The sequence below is a fragment of the Erythrobacter sp. THAF29 genome (assembly GCF_009363635.1).
Taxonomy (GTDB): Bacteria; Pseudomonadota; Alphaproteobacteria; order Sphingomonadales; family Sphingomonadaceae; genus Erythrobacter.
On the sequence record NZ_CP045392.1, the window covers coordinates 1,474,042 to 1,490,703 of the forward strand.

General features: G+C 61.1%; 12 protein-coding genes. 5 read left to right on the forward strand and 7 right to left on the reverse strand.

All coding sequences use genetic code 11. From position 1 onward, the window contains the following. Positions 1-61: 61 nt before the first annotated feature. Genes FIU90_RS07175 through FIU90_RS07190 form a run of 4 tightly spaced genes read right to left on the reverse strand, consistent with a single transcriptional unit; the run spans position 62 to position 6,106 of the window. The gene (locus FIU90_RS07175; protein ID WP_152434164.1) at positions 62-1,582 is read right to left on the reverse strand and encodes a tryptophan halogenase family protein; all 1,521 of its coding nucleotides are present in this window, start codon (positions 1,580-1,582) and stop codon (positions 62-64) included. Position 1,583: 1 nt separating this feature from the next. Continuing rightward, the gene (locus tag FIU90_RS07180; RefSeq protein WP_152434165.1) at positions 1,584-2,612 is read right to left on the reverse strand and encodes a LacI family DNA-binding transcriptional regulator; all 1,029 of its coding nucleotides are present in this window, start codon (positions 2,610-2,612) and stop codon (positions 1,584-1,586) included. Positions 2,613-2,627: 15 nt separating this feature from the next. After that, a complete protein-coding gene (locus FIU90_RS07185) occupies positions 2,628-4,274 on the reverse strand; it encodes an alpha-glucosidase (protein ID WP_234029667.1) in 1,647 nt (548 codons plus the stop codon). Then, positions 4,271-6,106, reverse strand: a complete 1,836-nt coding sequence (locus FIU90_RS07190; RefSeq protein ID WP_172970206.1) for an alpha-amylase family glycosyl hydrolase — start codon at positions 6,104-6,106, stop codon at positions 4,271-4,273. Before FIU90_RS07190 ends, FIU90_RS07185 begins: the two co-directional genes overlap by 4 nt. 305 nt (positions 6,107-6,411) lie before the next feature. Between FIU90_RS07190 and FIU90_RS07195 the strand changes: the two genes are divergently transcribed. Genes FIU90_RS07195 through FIU90_RS07205 form a run of 3 tightly spaced genes read left to right on the forward strand, consistent with a single transcriptional unit; the run spans position 6,412 to position 11,471 of the window. Beyond that, positions 6,412-7,995, forward strand: coding sequence for an MFS transporter (locus FIU90_RS07195; RefSeq protein WP_199799353.1), 1,584 nt, complete (start codon positions 6,412-6,414; stop codon positions 7,993-7,995). Continuing rightward, positions 7,992-9,386 (forward strand): alpha-amylase family glycosyl hydrolase, encoded by a 1,395-nt coding sequence (locus tag FIU90_RS07200; RefSeq protein WP_152434166.1) that lies wholly within the window; start codon positions 7,992-7,994, stop codon positions 9,384-9,386. Before FIU90_RS07195 ends, FIU90_RS07200 begins: the two co-directional genes overlap by 4 nt. 12 nt (positions 9,387-9,398) lie before the next feature. After that, the gene (locus FIU90_RS07205; protein ID WP_152434167.1) at positions 9,399-11,471 is read left to right on the forward strand and encodes a glycoside hydrolase family 97 protein; all 2,073 of its coding nucleotides are present in this window, start codon (positions 9,399-9,401) and stop codon (positions 11,469-11,471) included. Between the two features lie 8 nt (positions 11,472-11,479). Here the strand turns inward: FIU90_RS07205 and FIU90_RS07210 are convergent, their stop codons facing one another. Next, positions 11,480-12,580 (reverse strand): NAD(P)/FAD-dependent oxidoreductase, encoded by a 1,101-nt coding sequence (locus FIU90_RS07210; protein ID WP_152434168.1) that lies wholly within the window; start codon positions 12,578-12,580, stop codon positions 11,480-11,482. Between the two features lie 170 nt (positions 12,581-12,750). Between FIU90_RS07210 and FIU90_RS07215 the strand changes: the two genes are divergently transcribed. Further along, positions 12,751-13,821, forward strand: a complete 1,071-nt coding sequence (locus FIU90_RS07215) for a GNAT family N-acetyltransferase (RefSeq protein WP_172970207.1) — start codon at positions 12,751-12,753, stop codon at positions 13,819-13,821. Continuing rightward, on the forward strand, positions 13,814-14,671 hold the full coding sequence (locus FIU90_RS07220) for a proline dehydrogenase (protein WP_152434170.1): 858 nt from the start codon (positions 13,814-13,816) through the stop codon (positions 14,669-14,671). The genes FIU90_RS07215 and FIU90_RS07220 overlap by 8 nt, the downstream gene beginning before the upstream one ends. A 3-nt stretch (positions 14,672-14,674) precedes the next feature. Here the strand turns inward: FIU90_RS07220 and FIU90_RS07225 are convergent, their stop codons facing one another. Both FIU90_RS07225 and FIU90_RS07230 read right to left on the reverse strand, forming a co-directional pair. Continuing rightward, positions 14,675-15,514, reverse strand: coding sequence for a glycoside hydrolase family 16 protein (locus FIU90_RS07225; RefSeq protein ID WP_172970208.1), 840 nt, complete (start codon positions 15,512-15,514; stop codon positions 14,675-14,677). A gap of 1 nt (position 15,515) precedes the next feature. Further along, positions 15,516-16,649 carry an aspartyl/asparaginyl beta-hydroxylase domain-containing protein gene (locus FIU90_RS07230; RefSeq protein ID WP_152434172.1) on the reverse strand — a complete coding sequence of 378 codons (1,134 nt, stop codon included), beginning with the start codon at positions 16,647-16,649 and terminating at the stop codon, positions 15,516-15,518. Positions 16,650-16,662: the final 13 nt, after the last annotated feature.

Sequence of the window (16,662 nt, forward strand, 5' to 3'; positions counted from 1 at the left end):
GTGAGGGCTCGCCGGAGACGGCGGGCCCTTTCTTTTTACGCGATCAAGAAATGCGGTGGGATCAGGCCGCGATCGGCGAACGGCAGTGCCGTGCGAGGAAATCGCCGTGCGCGGACATTTCAGCCACCGCGTCTTCCATCGCCTGCGCAATCGCCCGCATCCGGTCGGCGACCGGCACCTGCCCGCGCATTTGCGCCATTGCGGGCGCGCGTTCGGGCACAATGTCCTGCCCCAGATAGACCGCGATCCAGCTGGGGTTGGCGAACAGCTCGCGCTCGTCGGAAACGATCATGCCGTGATTGCGGAAGTGATCGATCTTGTACTGCAGCGTTTCGGGAATCTCCATCGCGCTGCAATAGCGCCACAATTCCGCGTCATCGCGCGTCGTTGCCTTGTAATGCAGGATCAGGAAATCGCGGATCCGCTCGTATTCGGCGGTCGTCTGCGAATTGTATTCGCGCGCGAGCAGCGGCGACATTTCGCGGTCCGGCATCAGCGCCAGAAGACGCAGGATGCCATACTGGATAAGGTGGAGACTGGTCGATTCCAGCGGCTCCATGAAGCCCGCCGAAAGCCCGATCGCAACGCAGTTTTTGTCCCAGAACTTCCGCCTGCGCCCGGTAACGAAACGCAACATGCGCGGGTCGCCCACAGGCTCGCCATCGAGCGACGACATGAGGATTTCGGTCGCCTCGTCCTCGCCGACATATTCGCTGCAATGGACATAGCCGTTGCCGGTGCGGTGCTGGAGCGGGATGCGCCATTGCCAGCCGGCGGCCTTAGCTGTCGAGCGTGTGTAAGGTGTGATGTCATGCTGTTTGGCACATGGCACCGCGACAGCGCGGTCGCAGGGGAGCCAGTGCTGCCAGTTCTCGTACCCCGCTTCAAGCGCGCCTTCGATCAAAAGCCCGCGAAATCCGCTGCAATCGACGAAGAATTCGCCCGCCACTTTCTCGTCGCTATCGAGGGTGACGCTTTCGATGAACCCATCCTCGCCGCTCCGGGCGACATCGACCACCCGACCTTCGATACGCTTGACTCCACGTACCTCCGCGAACTTGCGCAGGAAGGCGGCATAGAGCCCGGCGTCGAAGTGATAGGCATAGTCGAAGGTCGACTGGATCTTGCGCCGGTCGGGCTGCGGATGCGCGAACTTGCCTGCCTTCGCCATGGCCCAGCACATCGAGAACTCGTCAATCGGTCCCTCGATCCTTCCGGCAAGGCTCTCGCGCATCCAGTAATGGTAGAACGGGACGGTATCGAATTCCGCGCCGAACTGGCCGAACGGGTGGAAGTAGCTGTGGCCTAGCCGCGACCAATCCACGAACTGGATGCCGAGCTTGTAAGAGCCCGCGGTTTCCTTGACGAAAGTCGCCTCGTCGATGCCTAGCCGCTGGTTGAAATTGCGGATGGGGGGGATGGTCGCTTCACCCACGCCGACCGTGCCGATAGCCTCGCTCTCGATCAGGGTGATCGTGCAGCTGGACCCGAGCGAGTCGGCGAGGGCGGCTGCGGTCATCCAGCCGGCGCTCCCTCCGCCGACGATGACGATGCTTTCGAGCGGGCCGCGTTGATCGCTCACTTCAGCCTCCGCAGCTCTCGCGGATGAGGAGGCTTGTCTCCAGCCGCTCCGACGTGGCCTGCTGACCCTGCGTGTCGATCAGCTTGGAAACCAGCATGCGCCCGGCAAGGTTGGTGTCCTGATCGATGGTCGTGAGCCGAGGTGTCACAAGCCGCGCCGCCGGGATGTTATCGTAGCCAACGACGGACACATCCTCGGGGACATTGCGTCCGCTCTTGGTGAGCGCGCGGATGGCGCCGATCGCGATAAGGTCGCTGGCGGCGAAGATACCGTCGAACTCGATCCCCCGGTCGATGGCCGATCGGGTTGCAGCTTCGCCTGAATGCACATCGAAATGCGCAGGAATTGTGAGCGCCGGGTCGGTTTCGCGACCAGTCTCTTCAAGGGCCTGCCGGTATCCTCGAAAGCGTTGCTCTGCCTCGGGCGCTTCGGTGTCGCCGAGAAACAGGATGCGCTGTCGGCCGAGCCTCAGCAGATGCGAGGTTGCGCGTTTGCCACCTGCAACGTTGTCCGAACCGACCGTGCAATATTGGGCGTCGGAAAATTCCGCACCCCAGACAACGAACCGGTCGTCGCGCGAGGCGAGTGAGTTGAACGCTTCGTGGAGCGAGCTCTGGCCGATAAAGATCATGCCGGTCGCGCGGCTCGTGGTCATTGCGAATTCGAGGTCTTCGGCGGAGCGCGGGAAGACATGGCTAATCACAAGGTCGGCGTTGCGGTCGCGCGCGGCCTCGGCAATCCCGGCGAGCAGTTCGAGGAAGAACGGGTCGGCAACCCGTGTCTCGCGCGCCTGTGGAGCCGGGACGATTACGGCTATGGTAGCCTCGGCACCCACCGGACCCTTGGGCATATTGACCCGGAAATCATAATCGTGCGCGCGCGCGATTTTCCAGATTTCCTGCTTGGTCCGCCGCTTTACCGCCGGGCTGTCATTGAGCGCGCGCGATACGGTGGAGATCGAGACGCCTGCCTCGCGCGCAATGTCTTCCAACCGCGCGTTCTTTCTGGCTCTGGTATCGGCATCCTGCATTCAGCCCGTTATCCCCTACCGCGCCCAGTAGCCCGAGCGTCCTTCCATTCGTGCCGGGACGCTCCCGATCGTGTTCGCGCTGTCCTGATTTGCGAACACTTTCGCCGCTGCGAATTCGGCTGGCGGCGTCCATTCGACTGCATTCTCATCGAGATTGAAGGCGCACAGCACATCGCCCTCATCTGATGTTCGCACGAATGCGACGATGCCGCTGGGGGTGTCAAGCAGTCGGCTACCGCCGGTCACCAATGCGCGGTGGACATTACGGACTGCGAGCAAGTCGCGCGTGTAGCTCACCATGGAATGCGGGTCGCTCATCTGGCTTGCCACAGCGAGATCGACATGGGCCGGATCGAGCTTCAGCCAGGTGCGGTTGGCGCAGGAGAACCCGGCCTGCGGAGCATTCGGATCCCATGGCAGCGGAGTGCGCGCGCCGTCGCGGCCGAGCGTGTGCGGCCAGTTCGCGATAGCCTCGGGATCCTGCAAATCCTCGAACGCGACATAGCCCTGCGGCAGGCCCAACTCCTCGCCTTGGTAGATGATCGGGTTTCCACGCAGGGAAAGCAGCAGGAGCATCGAGAGGCGGGCAATGTGGTCGAGCGGTCTGTCGCCCGCCCAGCGTGTGATCGCGCGCGGGGCATCGTGATTGGAAAACGCCCAGGAAGGCCAGCCTTCGCCCGGCGTTCCGTCCCATTGCGACAGTGTCTCTCGCACAACATCTGCGGTAAGATCGGGCGCGTAGAGGAAGTCGAAATTATAAGCGGAATCGAGCCGCTTCCCGTTGGCGGTGAACGCCTTCATTTCCTCGAGCGGCTCCGCCCCCCCAACTTCGGCGACGGTGAAGCGTCCCGGATACTCATCGATCGTCGCACGGATACGTTCAAGGAAAGCCGGAATGTCGGGATGGCTCTGGTTGTATTTCTTGACCTGCATGTCGAACGGGCGGGTCACCAGCTCCATCGGCAGGCCCGAAGGCGGATTGTCGCGCAGCTCGGGATCGTGCATCGAGAAATTGAGTGCATCGAGGCGGAACCCGTCGACCCCGCGATCGAGCCAGAAGCGCGCGACGTCGAGCACCGCGTCCTGCACTTCGCGATTGTGCATGTTGAGATCGGGCTGCGAGGTCAGGAAATTGTGCAGGTAATATTGCTTGCGCGGACCGTCCCATTGCCATGCCGATCCGCCGAACACCGATTGCCAGTTGGACGGCGGCGATCCGTCGGGCTTGGGATCGGCCCAGACATACCAATCGGCCTTGGGATTGGTGCGATCCTGACGGCTCTCCTTGAACCAGGCGTGCTCGTCCGAAGTGTGTGAATAGACCTGATCGATGATGACCTTTAGGCCGAGATCGTGCGCTTTGGCGATGATCGCGTCGAAATCTTCGAAGGTCCCGAAGCTCGGGTCGATCCCGCAATAATCGGCGACGTCATAGCCGAAATCCCGCATCGGCGACGTAAAGAACGGCGAGATCCAGATCCCGTCGACGCCGAGCGAGGCGATGTAATCGAGACCCTCGACGATGCCGCGAAGATCGCCGATGCCGTCGCCATTGGTATCGCGGAAGCTGCGCGGATAGATCTGGTAGATCACCGCGCCGCGCCACCAATCGTCATCGGCGGCGACAGCCATGTCGCGGGTCATCGGGGTGCTATCGTTCATTGAGCGGTCTCTGAAAGGCGGGCGATACACCAGCCGAAAGGAGGAAGTTCGAGCGCGACACTCCCCGGCGCTCTAACCGTTTGCGGACACGATCCGTGCAGCGCTTCGACCGAGCGCGCACCATATCCGATAACGGACGACGCATTCAGCCGATCGGAAGACGTGTTGAAAGCCAACAGGTATTCCGCGCCCGTCTCAGGATCGAAGCGCGAGAAGCTGACAAGGCCCGGCGCGATGTCATTGTAGCTTCGCGCGACTTGCTTGCCGCTGCGCAGCGCCGCGTGTTTCGCGCGGACCGCAGCCAGTTCGCGGATCAGGGAATAGAGCGGGTGGGCAGTGTCGAAATTCGCATCCGCCGTCGTCGCATCGGTTCCGATCAGATCGTTGTCGTTGTAACTATCGGTCCGGCTGGGGAACATGTCTTCGCGCGCGGCCTGATCGTGGCCATCGCCGACAAAGCCCTGCTCGTCGCCAGAATAGATCACCGGAGAGCCGCGCAAAGTCATCAGCATCGCATGCGCAAGCTTCGTGCGGGCGAGCAGTTCGTCCTGCGAAATGTCAGGGTTTGCCGATTTCACGAGGGTCGAAAACCGGCCCATGTCGTGATTGCCCAGAAAGGTCGGCATGGCGAGCGCGGCCTTTTCGCCGCCTTCATAATTCACGTCGCCTGCAAACATGTCGACCAACACCGAAGGCGGTTTGTCGCCCGCGACCACGTCGCGAACCGCGGTCTGGAAGGCGAAATCGAGCACGGCGGGAAAACCGTCGCGCCGGGTGAAACGGGCAAGGAAGCCGCTGTCGGGGCTTTCCGAATAGACCTCCCCGAAGACGTGGAAATTGGGAATCCCCTCCGCCTCGGCAGTCTCGAGCATGGCGGGCACGAATTTCTGCCAGAATTCGGGGTTAACGTGCTTGGCAGTGTCGATCCGGAAGCCGTCGATCCCGAAGCGGGTGATCCAGCTCCGGTAGATTTCGATCATCCCGTCGACCACGCGCGGATGCTCTGTGTAGAGATCGTCGAGACCGGCAAAGTCGCCATAGCGACTGCTTTCGCCCGAGAATGTGGTGCTGCCGCGATTGTGATAGAAAATCGGATTATTTAGCCATGCGGGGACCTTCACGTCCTTTTCCGCATCGGGGACGACCGGCGTATAGGCGTATTCCGGCGAGGTCAGCTTCGCGAAGTTTTCCTCGGTGAGGACATCGTCGCCGAGGAAACCCTCGTTGATTGCAGCGCTGGTCGTGACCTGCCGGGAATAGGGGTAATCGGCAAGGCTGCGATAGGAATAGTCGAACGCATTGCCTTCCTCGTACTGGATGACATCGGCGGTGTGGTTGGTAATGATATCCATGTAGACCTTCATCCCGCGCGCATGAGCGGCATCGACGAAGGCCTTGAACTCCTCGTTGGTCCCGAAATGCGGGTCGATCGAAGTGAAGTCGGTGACCCAGTAACCGTGATAGCCCGCGCTCTCGTCGCCTTCGGGGCCTTGCACCGGCTTGTTCTTGAAGATCGGCGCGAACCAGATCGCGGTGACGCCCATCCCCTCGATATAGTCGAGTTTTTCGGTCAGTCCTTTTAGGTCTCCGCCGTGGTAGAAGCCCTTGTGCGTGGGGTCGAAGCCGTGTGTAAGCCTGTCGCCTTCGATGCCGCCGGTATCGTTCGACGGGTCGCCGTTTTCGAACCTGTCGGGAAGGACGAAATAAACCACTTCGTCGGAAGGCGCGCGGTCACGAAACGAACTCTCTTCCTCAGGCGGATCGCCCATTGCATAGGCAAGGCCGGTTACGCCCATCAGGGCCGCGGCTACTGGCAGCAGGATTCGTTTCATTGCATTCCCCTCCGAACACCTGAATGCCACCAACCGATGCGTTTTGCAATTCTTTGTATTTTTGGTGAGTGCTGCGGAAATTTTCCGAAAACACGATATATTACAAAAATATGATGTGGATTTGGAGAGAGCACACAGAAACCTTTCCGCAGCAAATTGCGAAGGTTCTTGCAAATTTTTGCAGGAAAGGCAGACTGTGTCGCGGCAAGCGCTTTCACAAGCGCGAGTGTCCGCGCCTATGTTAGCGCGGCTGAGGCTGCGAAGTCACGCACCAAGCATGGCAAGCGGCGGGAGAGGGGATCGTAATGAACACCAGCATGGCCGGGCGCAAGCCGGCGATGAACGCGGCGCAGATCTGGAACATGAGCTTTGGATTCCTGGGAATCCAGATCGGTTTCGAGCTGCAAAACGGCAATGTGAGCCGCATTTTCCAGACCTTGGGCGCGGAGGTCAACGAGCTTGCGATCCTGTGGATCGCCGCTCCCATGACGGGCCTGATCATTCAGCCGATCATCGGGCACATGTCGGACAAGACATGGAGCGCGTTCGGGCGTCGTCGTCCGTACTTTCTCGTCGGCGCGATACTCGCGACGCTTGCGCTGTTCATCATGCCGAATTCGCCGACTCTCTGGGTCGCGGCGGGCATGCTGTGGATCATGGACGCCTCGCTCAACATCACGATGGAGCCATTTCGTGCGTTTGTCGGAGACAACCTGCCCGACAGGCAGCGGACGAAGGGCTATGCGATGCAGAGCTTCTTCATCGGTGTTGGCGCGGTGATCGCGGGCGCGCTCCCCTGGGTGATGACCAACTGGATGGGACTGTCCAACACAGCCCCGGCGGGCGAGATTCCCGAGACGGTGCAGTGGGCTTTCTATATTGGCGGCGCGGCGTTGCTCGTTGCGGTGATGTGGACTGTCTTCTCGACGAAGGAATACAGCCCCGAACAAATCGCCGCATTCGAAAAGGCGCGCAACGAGGCTCTCGGTATCGTCGATAAAGCTGCCGAGACGGTCAAGCGAACCGCGGCGCAATTCTTCTCCGGCGGCGCGGTGTGGGTCGTGATCGGCGCGGTGTTCGCTGCCTTCGTCGCCTATGGCCGCGCGCAACCCGACTGGATCCCCATCGGGCAGGAGCTCTACATCCTTGCCGGGCTGATAGCCTCGTTCGGAGTGATCCAGATCATCGCCGGAATGCTTCGCCAGTCGGACATGGACCAGAACGGCTTCATGGAAGTCGTCAACGATCTGTTCGCGATGCCCAAAACCATGCGCCAGCTGGCGGTGGTGCAATTCTTCAGCTGGTTCGCGATGTTCGCACTGTGGATCTACGGCACTCCTGCGGTGACCGACTACCACTTCGCCTCACCCGACCCGACCACGCAAGGCTACCAGGACGGGGCCGACTGGTGGAGCCTGATGGGTTCGGTCCGCAATGGGCTGGCGGCTGCTGCGGCGCTCGCATTCGTGGTGATTGCTTCGAAAGTCGACCGGCGCAAGCTGCACAGCATCAACCTGTTTGTTGGTGCAATCGGATTCTCGCTGATGATCTTCGTCCGAGATCCTGCGGTGCTTTGGCTGTCGCAGATCGGCCTCGGCATTGCCTGGGCCTCGATCGTATCGCTGCCCTATGCAATTCTCGCAGGATCGGTGCCGGCGCGCAAAATGGGCATCTATATGGGCATCTTCAATATCTTCATCGTCGTACCGCAGCTGATCGCGGCTACGCTGCTCGGCTTCCTGCTGACGGTATTTTTCGAGGGTGCACCGATATACGCGATGGCGATCGGAGGCGTGTCCTTCGTGCTCGCGGCGATCGCGACGCTGTTCGTCACCGATGCGACCAGCGCGGTGAGGGAAATGCAAGAACGCTTGGCGGAGCCCCAATGATGAGAGTGCACAAATTGCTCTTCGCAGGCGGAGCGGCACTCGTTCTTGCCAGTTGTGATACTGCGCCGACGGCGACAAGTTACGAGCCGGAGCCCTACGTCAAGTTCGAGAACGCCGAGTGGACCCGCGATGCGGTGATCTACCAGATGAACACGCGGCAATTCACGCCCGAAGGCACCTTTGCCGCAGCGCAGGAACATCTCCCGCGTCTTGCCGAAATGGGCGTCGATATCGTGTGGCTGATGCCGATCCACCCGATCGGCGAGGAGAAGCGGAAGGGCACGTTGGGCAGCCCCTATTCGGTGAAGGATTACCGCGCGGTCAATCCCGATCTCGGCACCGAGGAGGAGTTTCGCGCCTTCGTGAACCGCGCGCACGAACTGGGGCTCAAGGTCATACTCGACTGGGTCGCCAACCATTCTGCATGGGACAACCCGCTCGTTGCCGAACATCCCGAATGGTATACCCGCAATCCGGAGCGCGAGATGATGCCGCCCGAAGGCACCGACTGGTCGGACGTTGCGGACTTCGATTACTCGCAGCCGGGCCTTCGCGAATACATGACCGAAAGCCTCGCTTACTGGGTGCGGGAATTCGATATCGACGGATACCGGGCAGATGTCGCGGGTTACGTCCCGCTCGATTTCTGGGAGACGGCACGCAAGCAGCTCGACGCGATCAAGCCGGTCTTTATGCTCGCCGAATGGGAGACGCGCGACCTCCATGCCAAGGCGTTCGATGCAACCTATGGCTGGGAATGGAAGGAAAATCTCCAGCGGGTCGCTAAGGGCGAGGGCAATGCGAACGCAATACGCGGCTATTATGCGGGGCAGAAGGAAACCTGGCCGCACGCCGCCTATCGCATGAACTACACCGACAACCACGACCAGAATTCGTGGGACGGCGTGGCGAGCGAAATCTATGGGCCGGCCTATGAAGCCGCGATTGCGCTGTCTTTCGTGGGGCCGGGAATTCCTTTGATCTACAATGGGCAAGAGGCCGATCTCGCCAAACAGCTCGAATTCTTCGAGAAGGACGAGATCGAGTGGAAGACCGGCCGGTATGACAGCCTCTTTCGTCAGCTGATCGCTTTGAAAACTAAAGAGCCGGCACTGTGGAACGGTCGCTATGGCGCTCAATTAGTCGATGTGCCCAACAGCGCGCCGGGCGATGTGCTCAGCTTCGTGCGGGGGGACACGGGCGACCGGGTCTTCGCCGTATTCAACCTTTCGCCGCGTGCGCATGACGTGACGTTCGAACTCGCGCGCCACGAAGGCACTTTCATCAACGCGCTCGACGGCACCGAAGCGATATTCGGCCCGGACAAGGGCGATGCCTATGGCGTATCGCTTGAGCCTTGGGATTACCGGATTTTCCGCGAGGCCGATTGAGGGAGTAACGACATGAAACAGAAATTGGGCCTTATCATTTCGGTGGCGCTGCTCTCCGGCATCGCTACTCCCCTCCACGCCGAAACGCTCGATGTGTCTTCGCCGGACGGCTCGATTACCGTCACGGTGTCCGACGATGGCGGACATGCGACCTATGCCGTCGCCTATGGCGGCACGCAGGCGATGGAGCCGGCACGGCTGGGATTGCTGTTTGCCGATCATCACGGCTTCGAGGATGACCTTGCGATCGCCGGTTCGACCCGCGCCGCGGTCGACCAGAGCTGGGAGCAACCCTGGGGCGAACGGCGGATCGTGCGGGACAATCACAACGAGCTGGCCGTAACCTTCGCTACCGAAGAAGGCCCTGACCGGGAAATGGTCGTGCGCTTCCGGGTCTTCGATAGCGGCATCGGTTTCCGGTATGAACTGCCCGAGCAGGATGCTTTGCAAGGCGACGTGCGCATCACCGATGAGCTGACCCAGTTCAATATCGGGAGCGAGGCGGACGCATGGTGGACGCCGAGCCGCCAGTTCAACCGTTACGAATATATCTACCGTACCGGCGCGGCGGGCACTGTCGCCGATGCGCACACGCCGGTCACCTTCCGTCAGCCCACGGGGCTGCATATTTCGATCCACGAAGCGGCGCTGGTCGATTATTCGGGAATGTCGCTCCTCGCGCTTCGGCCAGGCAATTTCGAAGCTGCCCTGCGCCCAGGATCGGACGGAATCAAAGTCCACACCAAGGCGCCGTTCAAATCGCCCTGGCGCACCATCCAAGTCGCGCCCGATGCGGTTGGCCTCATAAATTCCGATATCATCCTAAATCTCAATGAGCCGAATAAGCTCGGTGACGTGTCCTGGGTCGAACCGGGCAAATATGTCGGCATCTGGTGGGCTATGCATATCCGCGATCGCACCTGGGGCAATGACGGCATCCACGGCGCGAACAACGAGGACACGCGGCGCTACATCGATTTCGCAGCCGAACACGGTTTCAAGGGCGTACTGGTAGAAGGCTGGAACACCGGTTGGGACGGTGACTGGTTCAATAATGGCGAGCTGTTCAGTTTTACCGAGCACTATCCCGATTTCGACCTTGAGCAGCTTGCCGCATATGCGCGCTCGAAGGGTGTGCGCATCATCGGCCATCACGAAACCAGCGGGAACGTGAGCAATTACGAAGCGCAGATGGAGGACGCTTTCGACCTCTATCAGCGCAATGGCATCACCCAGGTGAAAACCGGTTATGTCGCCGATGCGGGCGATATCGTGCGCCACGATGCGAACGGCGTGAAGCAATATGAATGGCATGACAGCCAGTTCATGGTCGGCCATCACCTGCGCGTGGTCGAGGCGGCGGCGAAACGGGGCATCTCGATCAACGCGCACGAACCGGTGAAGGATACCGGGCTGCGCCGCACCTATCCCAACTGGATGACCCGCGAAGGCGCGCGGGGCATGGAATTCAACGCGTGGGGTACGCCGCCCAACCCGCCAGAGCACATATCCATCCTCGCTTTCACGCGAATGCTGTCGGGTCCGATGGATTTCACTCCCGGGATCTTCGATCTGAAGCCGAACGAGAAGCCGCCGGTGCGCGAGGATATGCAGCGCGGCGACCCGTCGAACCGGCCGCAAACCACGTTGGCAAAGCAGCTGGCGCTTTATGTCGTGCTCTATTCGCCATTGCAGATGGCTGCCGACCTGCCCGAGAATTACGAGGCGCGCATGGATGCCTTCCAGTTCATCAAGGATGTCGAGGCCGATTGGGAGGATTCGATCGCGCTTCAGGGCGAGGTGGGCGAATTCGTCGCGATCGCGCGGCAGGGGCGCAAGAGCAAGGAATGGTTCCTGGGTGCGGTCACCGATGAAACTCCGCGCGATCTGTCGATACCGCTTACATTCCTCGAAGACGGTGTGACCTACACTGCGCAGGTCTATCGCGACGGAACCGACGCGCACTGGGACACCAATCCCTATTCCTATCTGATCGAAGAGATGGAGGTGACCTCAGCGAGCGTGCTCGAAGCTGGGCTTGCATCCTCGGGCGGCATCACAGTGCGTTTCGTCCCGAAAGGTTGACGCTTAGCTCAATCGAGCAAGGCGTTGACGTAGTCGCCGATTGCAAGACTGGCGGTGAGGCCCGGGGATTCGATCCCGAACAGGTTGACCAGCCCTGGCACACCATGCGCCTTCGGTCCGTCGATGCGGAAATCGCTTGAGGGATCACCCGGCCCCGAAATCTTGGGCCGGATCCCTGTGTAGTCGGGCGATAGCTGGGATGCATCGATATCAGGAAGGAACCTGCTGATCGCGCGTGTGAACACCGGCAGGCGGCTTTCATCGAATGTGTAGTCCACATCCTTGATCCACACGACGTCAGGACCAAACCGCGCTTGTCCGGCCAGGTCGAGCGTCAGGTGGATGCCAAGCCCCCCGGGTTCGGGGATCGGATAGACCAACCGCTCGCAAGGTGCCTTGCCGGTAAAGTGATAGTAATGACCGATGGCGTAGTTTTCGGGCGGGATCGCCGTTCCCGGAATACCATCGAACGAATGCGCAATGCTGGGTGCCCACAAGCCCGCGCTATTCACGAGCATGCGCGACCTGATTCGAGTGGCATTCTCGCCGCCGGTTTCGACAACGAACTCTTCATCCGAGACATGTCCGCCTGCGACCGGCGTATTGCAGACCACCATCCCGCCATGCGCTTCGAGATCTCCCTGCAGCGCCAGCATCAGCGCATGGCTGTCGATAATCCCAGTGGAGGGTGAGCGAAGCGCGGCAGTGCACTCGACTGCTGGTTCAAGCTTTCGTACGTCCGCCTTAGAAAGCGACCGGAGATCGCGCACACCGCTCGCGATCGCGTTTTCCTTGATCGCCTGCAACTGGCCGAGCTGTCCCGCATTTGTCGCGACGATCAGCTTGCCGAGCCTTTTGTGCGGGATACCGCGTTCCTCGGCGAAGGCGTAGAGCTGCTTCTTTCCTCGCACACACAGCTTCGCCTTGAGGCTACCGGGCGCATAGTAGATGCCCGCATGGATGACTTCGGAATTGCGGCTGCTCGTATGCGTTCCGATGTGCGATTCCGCCTCGAGCACGATAACTTCGCGTCCTGCCCGCGCCAGCGCGGCCGCGCAGGCGAGACCGACGACGCCTGCGCCGATCACGATGCACTCTGTCTCGTCCAATGGCGGATACCCCCTGCGCAACCAGGTCTAGACGCGTGGGGTATAACAGCGGTGAAGGCTAAGGTCAGCGGGCAATCTGGGCTCGTCTCAAAAGGGATTTGCCCGAAGGCATTACGACCGAAGAGCGCTGGCTGCCCCTGCCAATTTGGCGGTAAAACGTGGGCATGAACATGGCGACGACCATACCGTTGTCCAGCATACCCAAGGAAAGCTGGGATAAGATCCCGGCCAGTCCGCGCACGCCAATGCGCCAGTATATCTGGGCGAAATCCTATCAGGAGACGCTCGCACAAGGCGATGTGCGGGCGTTTCTGGTCGGCTCTGCATCGGACCCGGTTGCGCTGGCACCTTTCGCCGTGCCGTCTTCGGGGCCAAAAAGACCGGTCTTGCTGGGCGCGGAGGATTTGTGGGAATCGATCGAAGTCGCCGCTGGGGACGAGCGGGCCTTGATGGAGCTGGCGCAGCGGATCGCCAATTGCGGAACTCCGCTGCGATTCGGACATCACCCCACCGATACGCGCTTTCTCGAGCTTCTTGCCGAGGCCTGCCGCGGGAAGGCCCACATCGTTACGGTGATGCAGCCGACGCGGGCGATGCCTCGAATCGAACTCGATTCCTCGTGGGCCGAGCCTGAAAGCCATTTCAACAGCCGTCGCCGGTCCGATTTCCGCCGCATGGGGCGCAAGGCGGCTAAGATTGGCGAAGTCACCTTCGAAATTGTCGAGCCGCGCCGGGATGAGCTGCGCATCCTGCTGGACGAGGCTTTCGCAGTCGAGGCAAAGGGATGGAAAGGCCGCTCTGGCACCGCAATCAGCCAGGACGAGAAAACCGAAGCCTTCTACCGCGATTACGCCCGGCGCGCGGCGCACGAGGGCATTCTCCGGCTGTGCTTCATGCGGATAGACGGCAAGGCAGCAGCGATGCAATTCGCCGTCGAGTGCGACCGCGCGTTCTGGCTCATCAAGGTTGGCTATGACGAGGCTTTCAAGGGGGTCTCGCCGGGCAATCTCTTGATGCGCGAGACGATCCGGTATGCCGCGCTCAAGGGGCTCAAATCCTATGAATTCATGGGCAAGGAGGCGGGCTGGACCAAGCTCTGGGCCGGCGATGCCCGCCCGATCGCTACGCTGCGGACTTACCCGTACAACCTTGCCGGTCTGTCGGCTTTTGCCGGCGATGGTCTCGCTGTGCTTCAAAAGAAGCTGGCCGAGCGAATGAAACGGCGGGGAGCCGATGCGTAAATTACTCGCACCACTTGCCATGCCGATCGTCAAGCAGGCCACGCGCAAATATGTCGCCGGCGACAAGCTCGACGACGCGCTCGGACTGGCCGAAGACGCCGCGCAAGCGGGCTTCACTGGGACGCTTTGCTACTGGAACAGCAGCGAAGAGGGGCCGCCACAAGTCGCCGACGAGTATCTCAGGATCCTTGATCATAGCGCCGAGCGCAGCCTCGACGTGGCGCTCGCAATGAAGCTTCCAGAGCTCTGGGAGCGGCAGGAGGAGGTCGACCGCGTGGTGAAGCGCGCGCGGAAGAATTGCCAGCAGGTCGTTTTCGACGCGCACGATCCGCACAAGAGCGACGACATTATCGCTAGCCTCGAAAAAACCGGCCCTGAAGGAATGGGGTGGGCGATCCCAGGGCGCTGGCATCGCAGCCTCGAAGACGCTGAACGCGCGATCGAATTCGGAGTCAGGGTTCGCGTGGTGAAGGGGCAATGGGCGGACCCGCACGACCCTGACATGGATCTTCGCGGAGGATATCTGCGGGTGATAGAGAGGCTTGCCGGTCGCGCGGCCTTTGTCGGAGTTGCGACGCATGACGCGCCGCTTGCCGCGAAGGCGATGCAAATCCTCGCCGATGCGGGAACGCCGTTCGAGCAGGAATTCGTGTTTCCGCTCCCCATCGAGCCTGCGATGAAAGAGGGCAGACGTTTCGGGGCGAACGCACGGCTCTACCTCCCTTACGGTTCGGCCTGGCTACCCTATTCGCTGTCACGCGCGGTGAAGAACCCGATCATGCTCTACTGGCTCGCCCGCGACACGATTACTGGGCGTACTTTCAAGGTTCCCCAGCGCGTACCTGCGTGACATTCACCACCTCAGTGGTTTGCGCTTGTAGGCGTGGACGTAGTCTACCTCCATCACGACCGAGCCTGGCGTTGCATCCGTCATCTCGCTCGTGTCGGCGGGGAAGGAGATCAGCGGGTAGAACGGCTGGTGAAATTCCTCCCGCGTTTCGGTCCGCCAGATCTCTTCGCGATTGAGATAGAACACGGTCCGGTCCTCCGCGATTTCGACACCGTAGGTGTTGAAACTCTCGCTGAGCATGCCGGGTTCGACGCTGGCCTTGGTCGTCGCGTTTATTTTCGAGCTGTCGGTCTTGCTCGGATGCCGGATGACCCCGAGGCTGAACTGGCCCGGTTCGTGCGTGCGGAATTCGAACACGTCGATCTCGGGAGAGCCGCGCCGGTTATCGACGCCGATGAGCCAGAAGGAAGGCCAGAATCCCGGAGCCTTCGGCAGCTTCGCACGGGTTTCGAAATAGCCAAACTTCTGCGCGAAGCCGCTGTTGCACGCGTCCCATGCCGAAAGCATGCCGGAGGTCCAGCGGCCGTCTTCGCCGCGCTTCGCCTCGATCCGCAGTATGCCATCCTCGGTGGTGAACGGGAAACCTTCCTTGGGTGCCGCAAACCGTGCCGAGCCGAAATCCCCGCCCCACGGCGTGTGGGCGATCCAGCGAGTGAGGCACCCCCATTCGGAAACGTCGAGGCCGTCGAAATCCTCGCGGAAGGAGGGCTCGAATTGCGTAAGGTCCAGTGTTGTGGATGAGGAGCTTTTTGCAGGTCGCGCGGCGCCATCGCAGCTGAAAAGACCGAGCATCGCGAATATCGCCAAGGCCGGATAGGCGAGGCTTGCTACGCCGTACCGCATGTCACAACTTCGATGCCGTAACCCAGGCGGCCTCATCAACTGTGAGGTCCGGGTGGAGGAAGTCGACGAGCAGCACCACGCGCGGATCGCCGGAATTATTCTGCGCCTGGTGGTGGTAGGAGGAATCGAAAATCATCGCCTCGCCGCGCTTCCATTCGCGCTTGATCCCGGCGACTTCCATGAAGCCGTTGCCCGGCACGATCAGCGGCAGGTGCATGGTGAGGAAGACATTCGAGACGTCGCGGTGCGGCTTTATCACGCCCCCACCGCCGAGCACCGAGAACATCGCATCGCGAAACGCTGGGTAGTGCGGGATGGTCTTGATCAGCGCAGCCGTTTGCGGGGCGAGGGCGATATTCTCCGGGATTTCGCGGTGCCGCGTCGCGAACTGGAAACTCTGCCAGAAATTGCCCTCGAGCCCTGCATATTTGTAGGTCGTGATTGCCGAGCTGTTGCGCTCCATAACCTCTTCGAATTCGGCCTGAATGGTGTCGACGGCGTCCTCGAACGCGGCGACCCAGGGGAAGTCGGCGGTGTCGTGCCAAGGTTTCGAGGTGAGTCCTGCAAAGGTGAAGCCTTGCGGGTCGGGCCTCACCGATGTGTCGCCAGACCCGCTTTCGCTCGCGATCGAGGCAGCCACCCGGTCGAGGCCATGATGCCCGGCGAGGTTGGCCTCCATCAGTTGGTGGCCCTTGCGATAGGCGATCAATCGCCGCGCCGCCGATATGATCAGCAGCGCGGATATTCCGAGCGGGGCAAGGATCGCGCCGGCGATCAACGCCGCTTCGATCAGGCGTGCAATCGATGCGTCCCCGGCAACAACCAGCAGGATCGCTGCAGCAACCAAAACAAGTCCACCCAAAGTCAGCGCAGGTTGCATCAGGCGTTCTACATGCAGCTTTACGCTCGTCCCCCAGAACAGCTCGACGCCGCTCGCGCCTATCGACCAGGCGAAGCGCAGCCCGAACAGGATCAGCGCAGTAAGGAGTAACGCTGCCGATCCAGAGAGAGCAAGGCTCGCTTCTCCCGCCTGCGACAGTGCAACAAGCGCGAGATAGGCCCCGCATGCGACGAGCAGGACCGCCTGGACCACCAGGAACAGGAAGATCCGCTTGAAGCCGTTTATGCCGTCCATCGTGCCGCCTCGT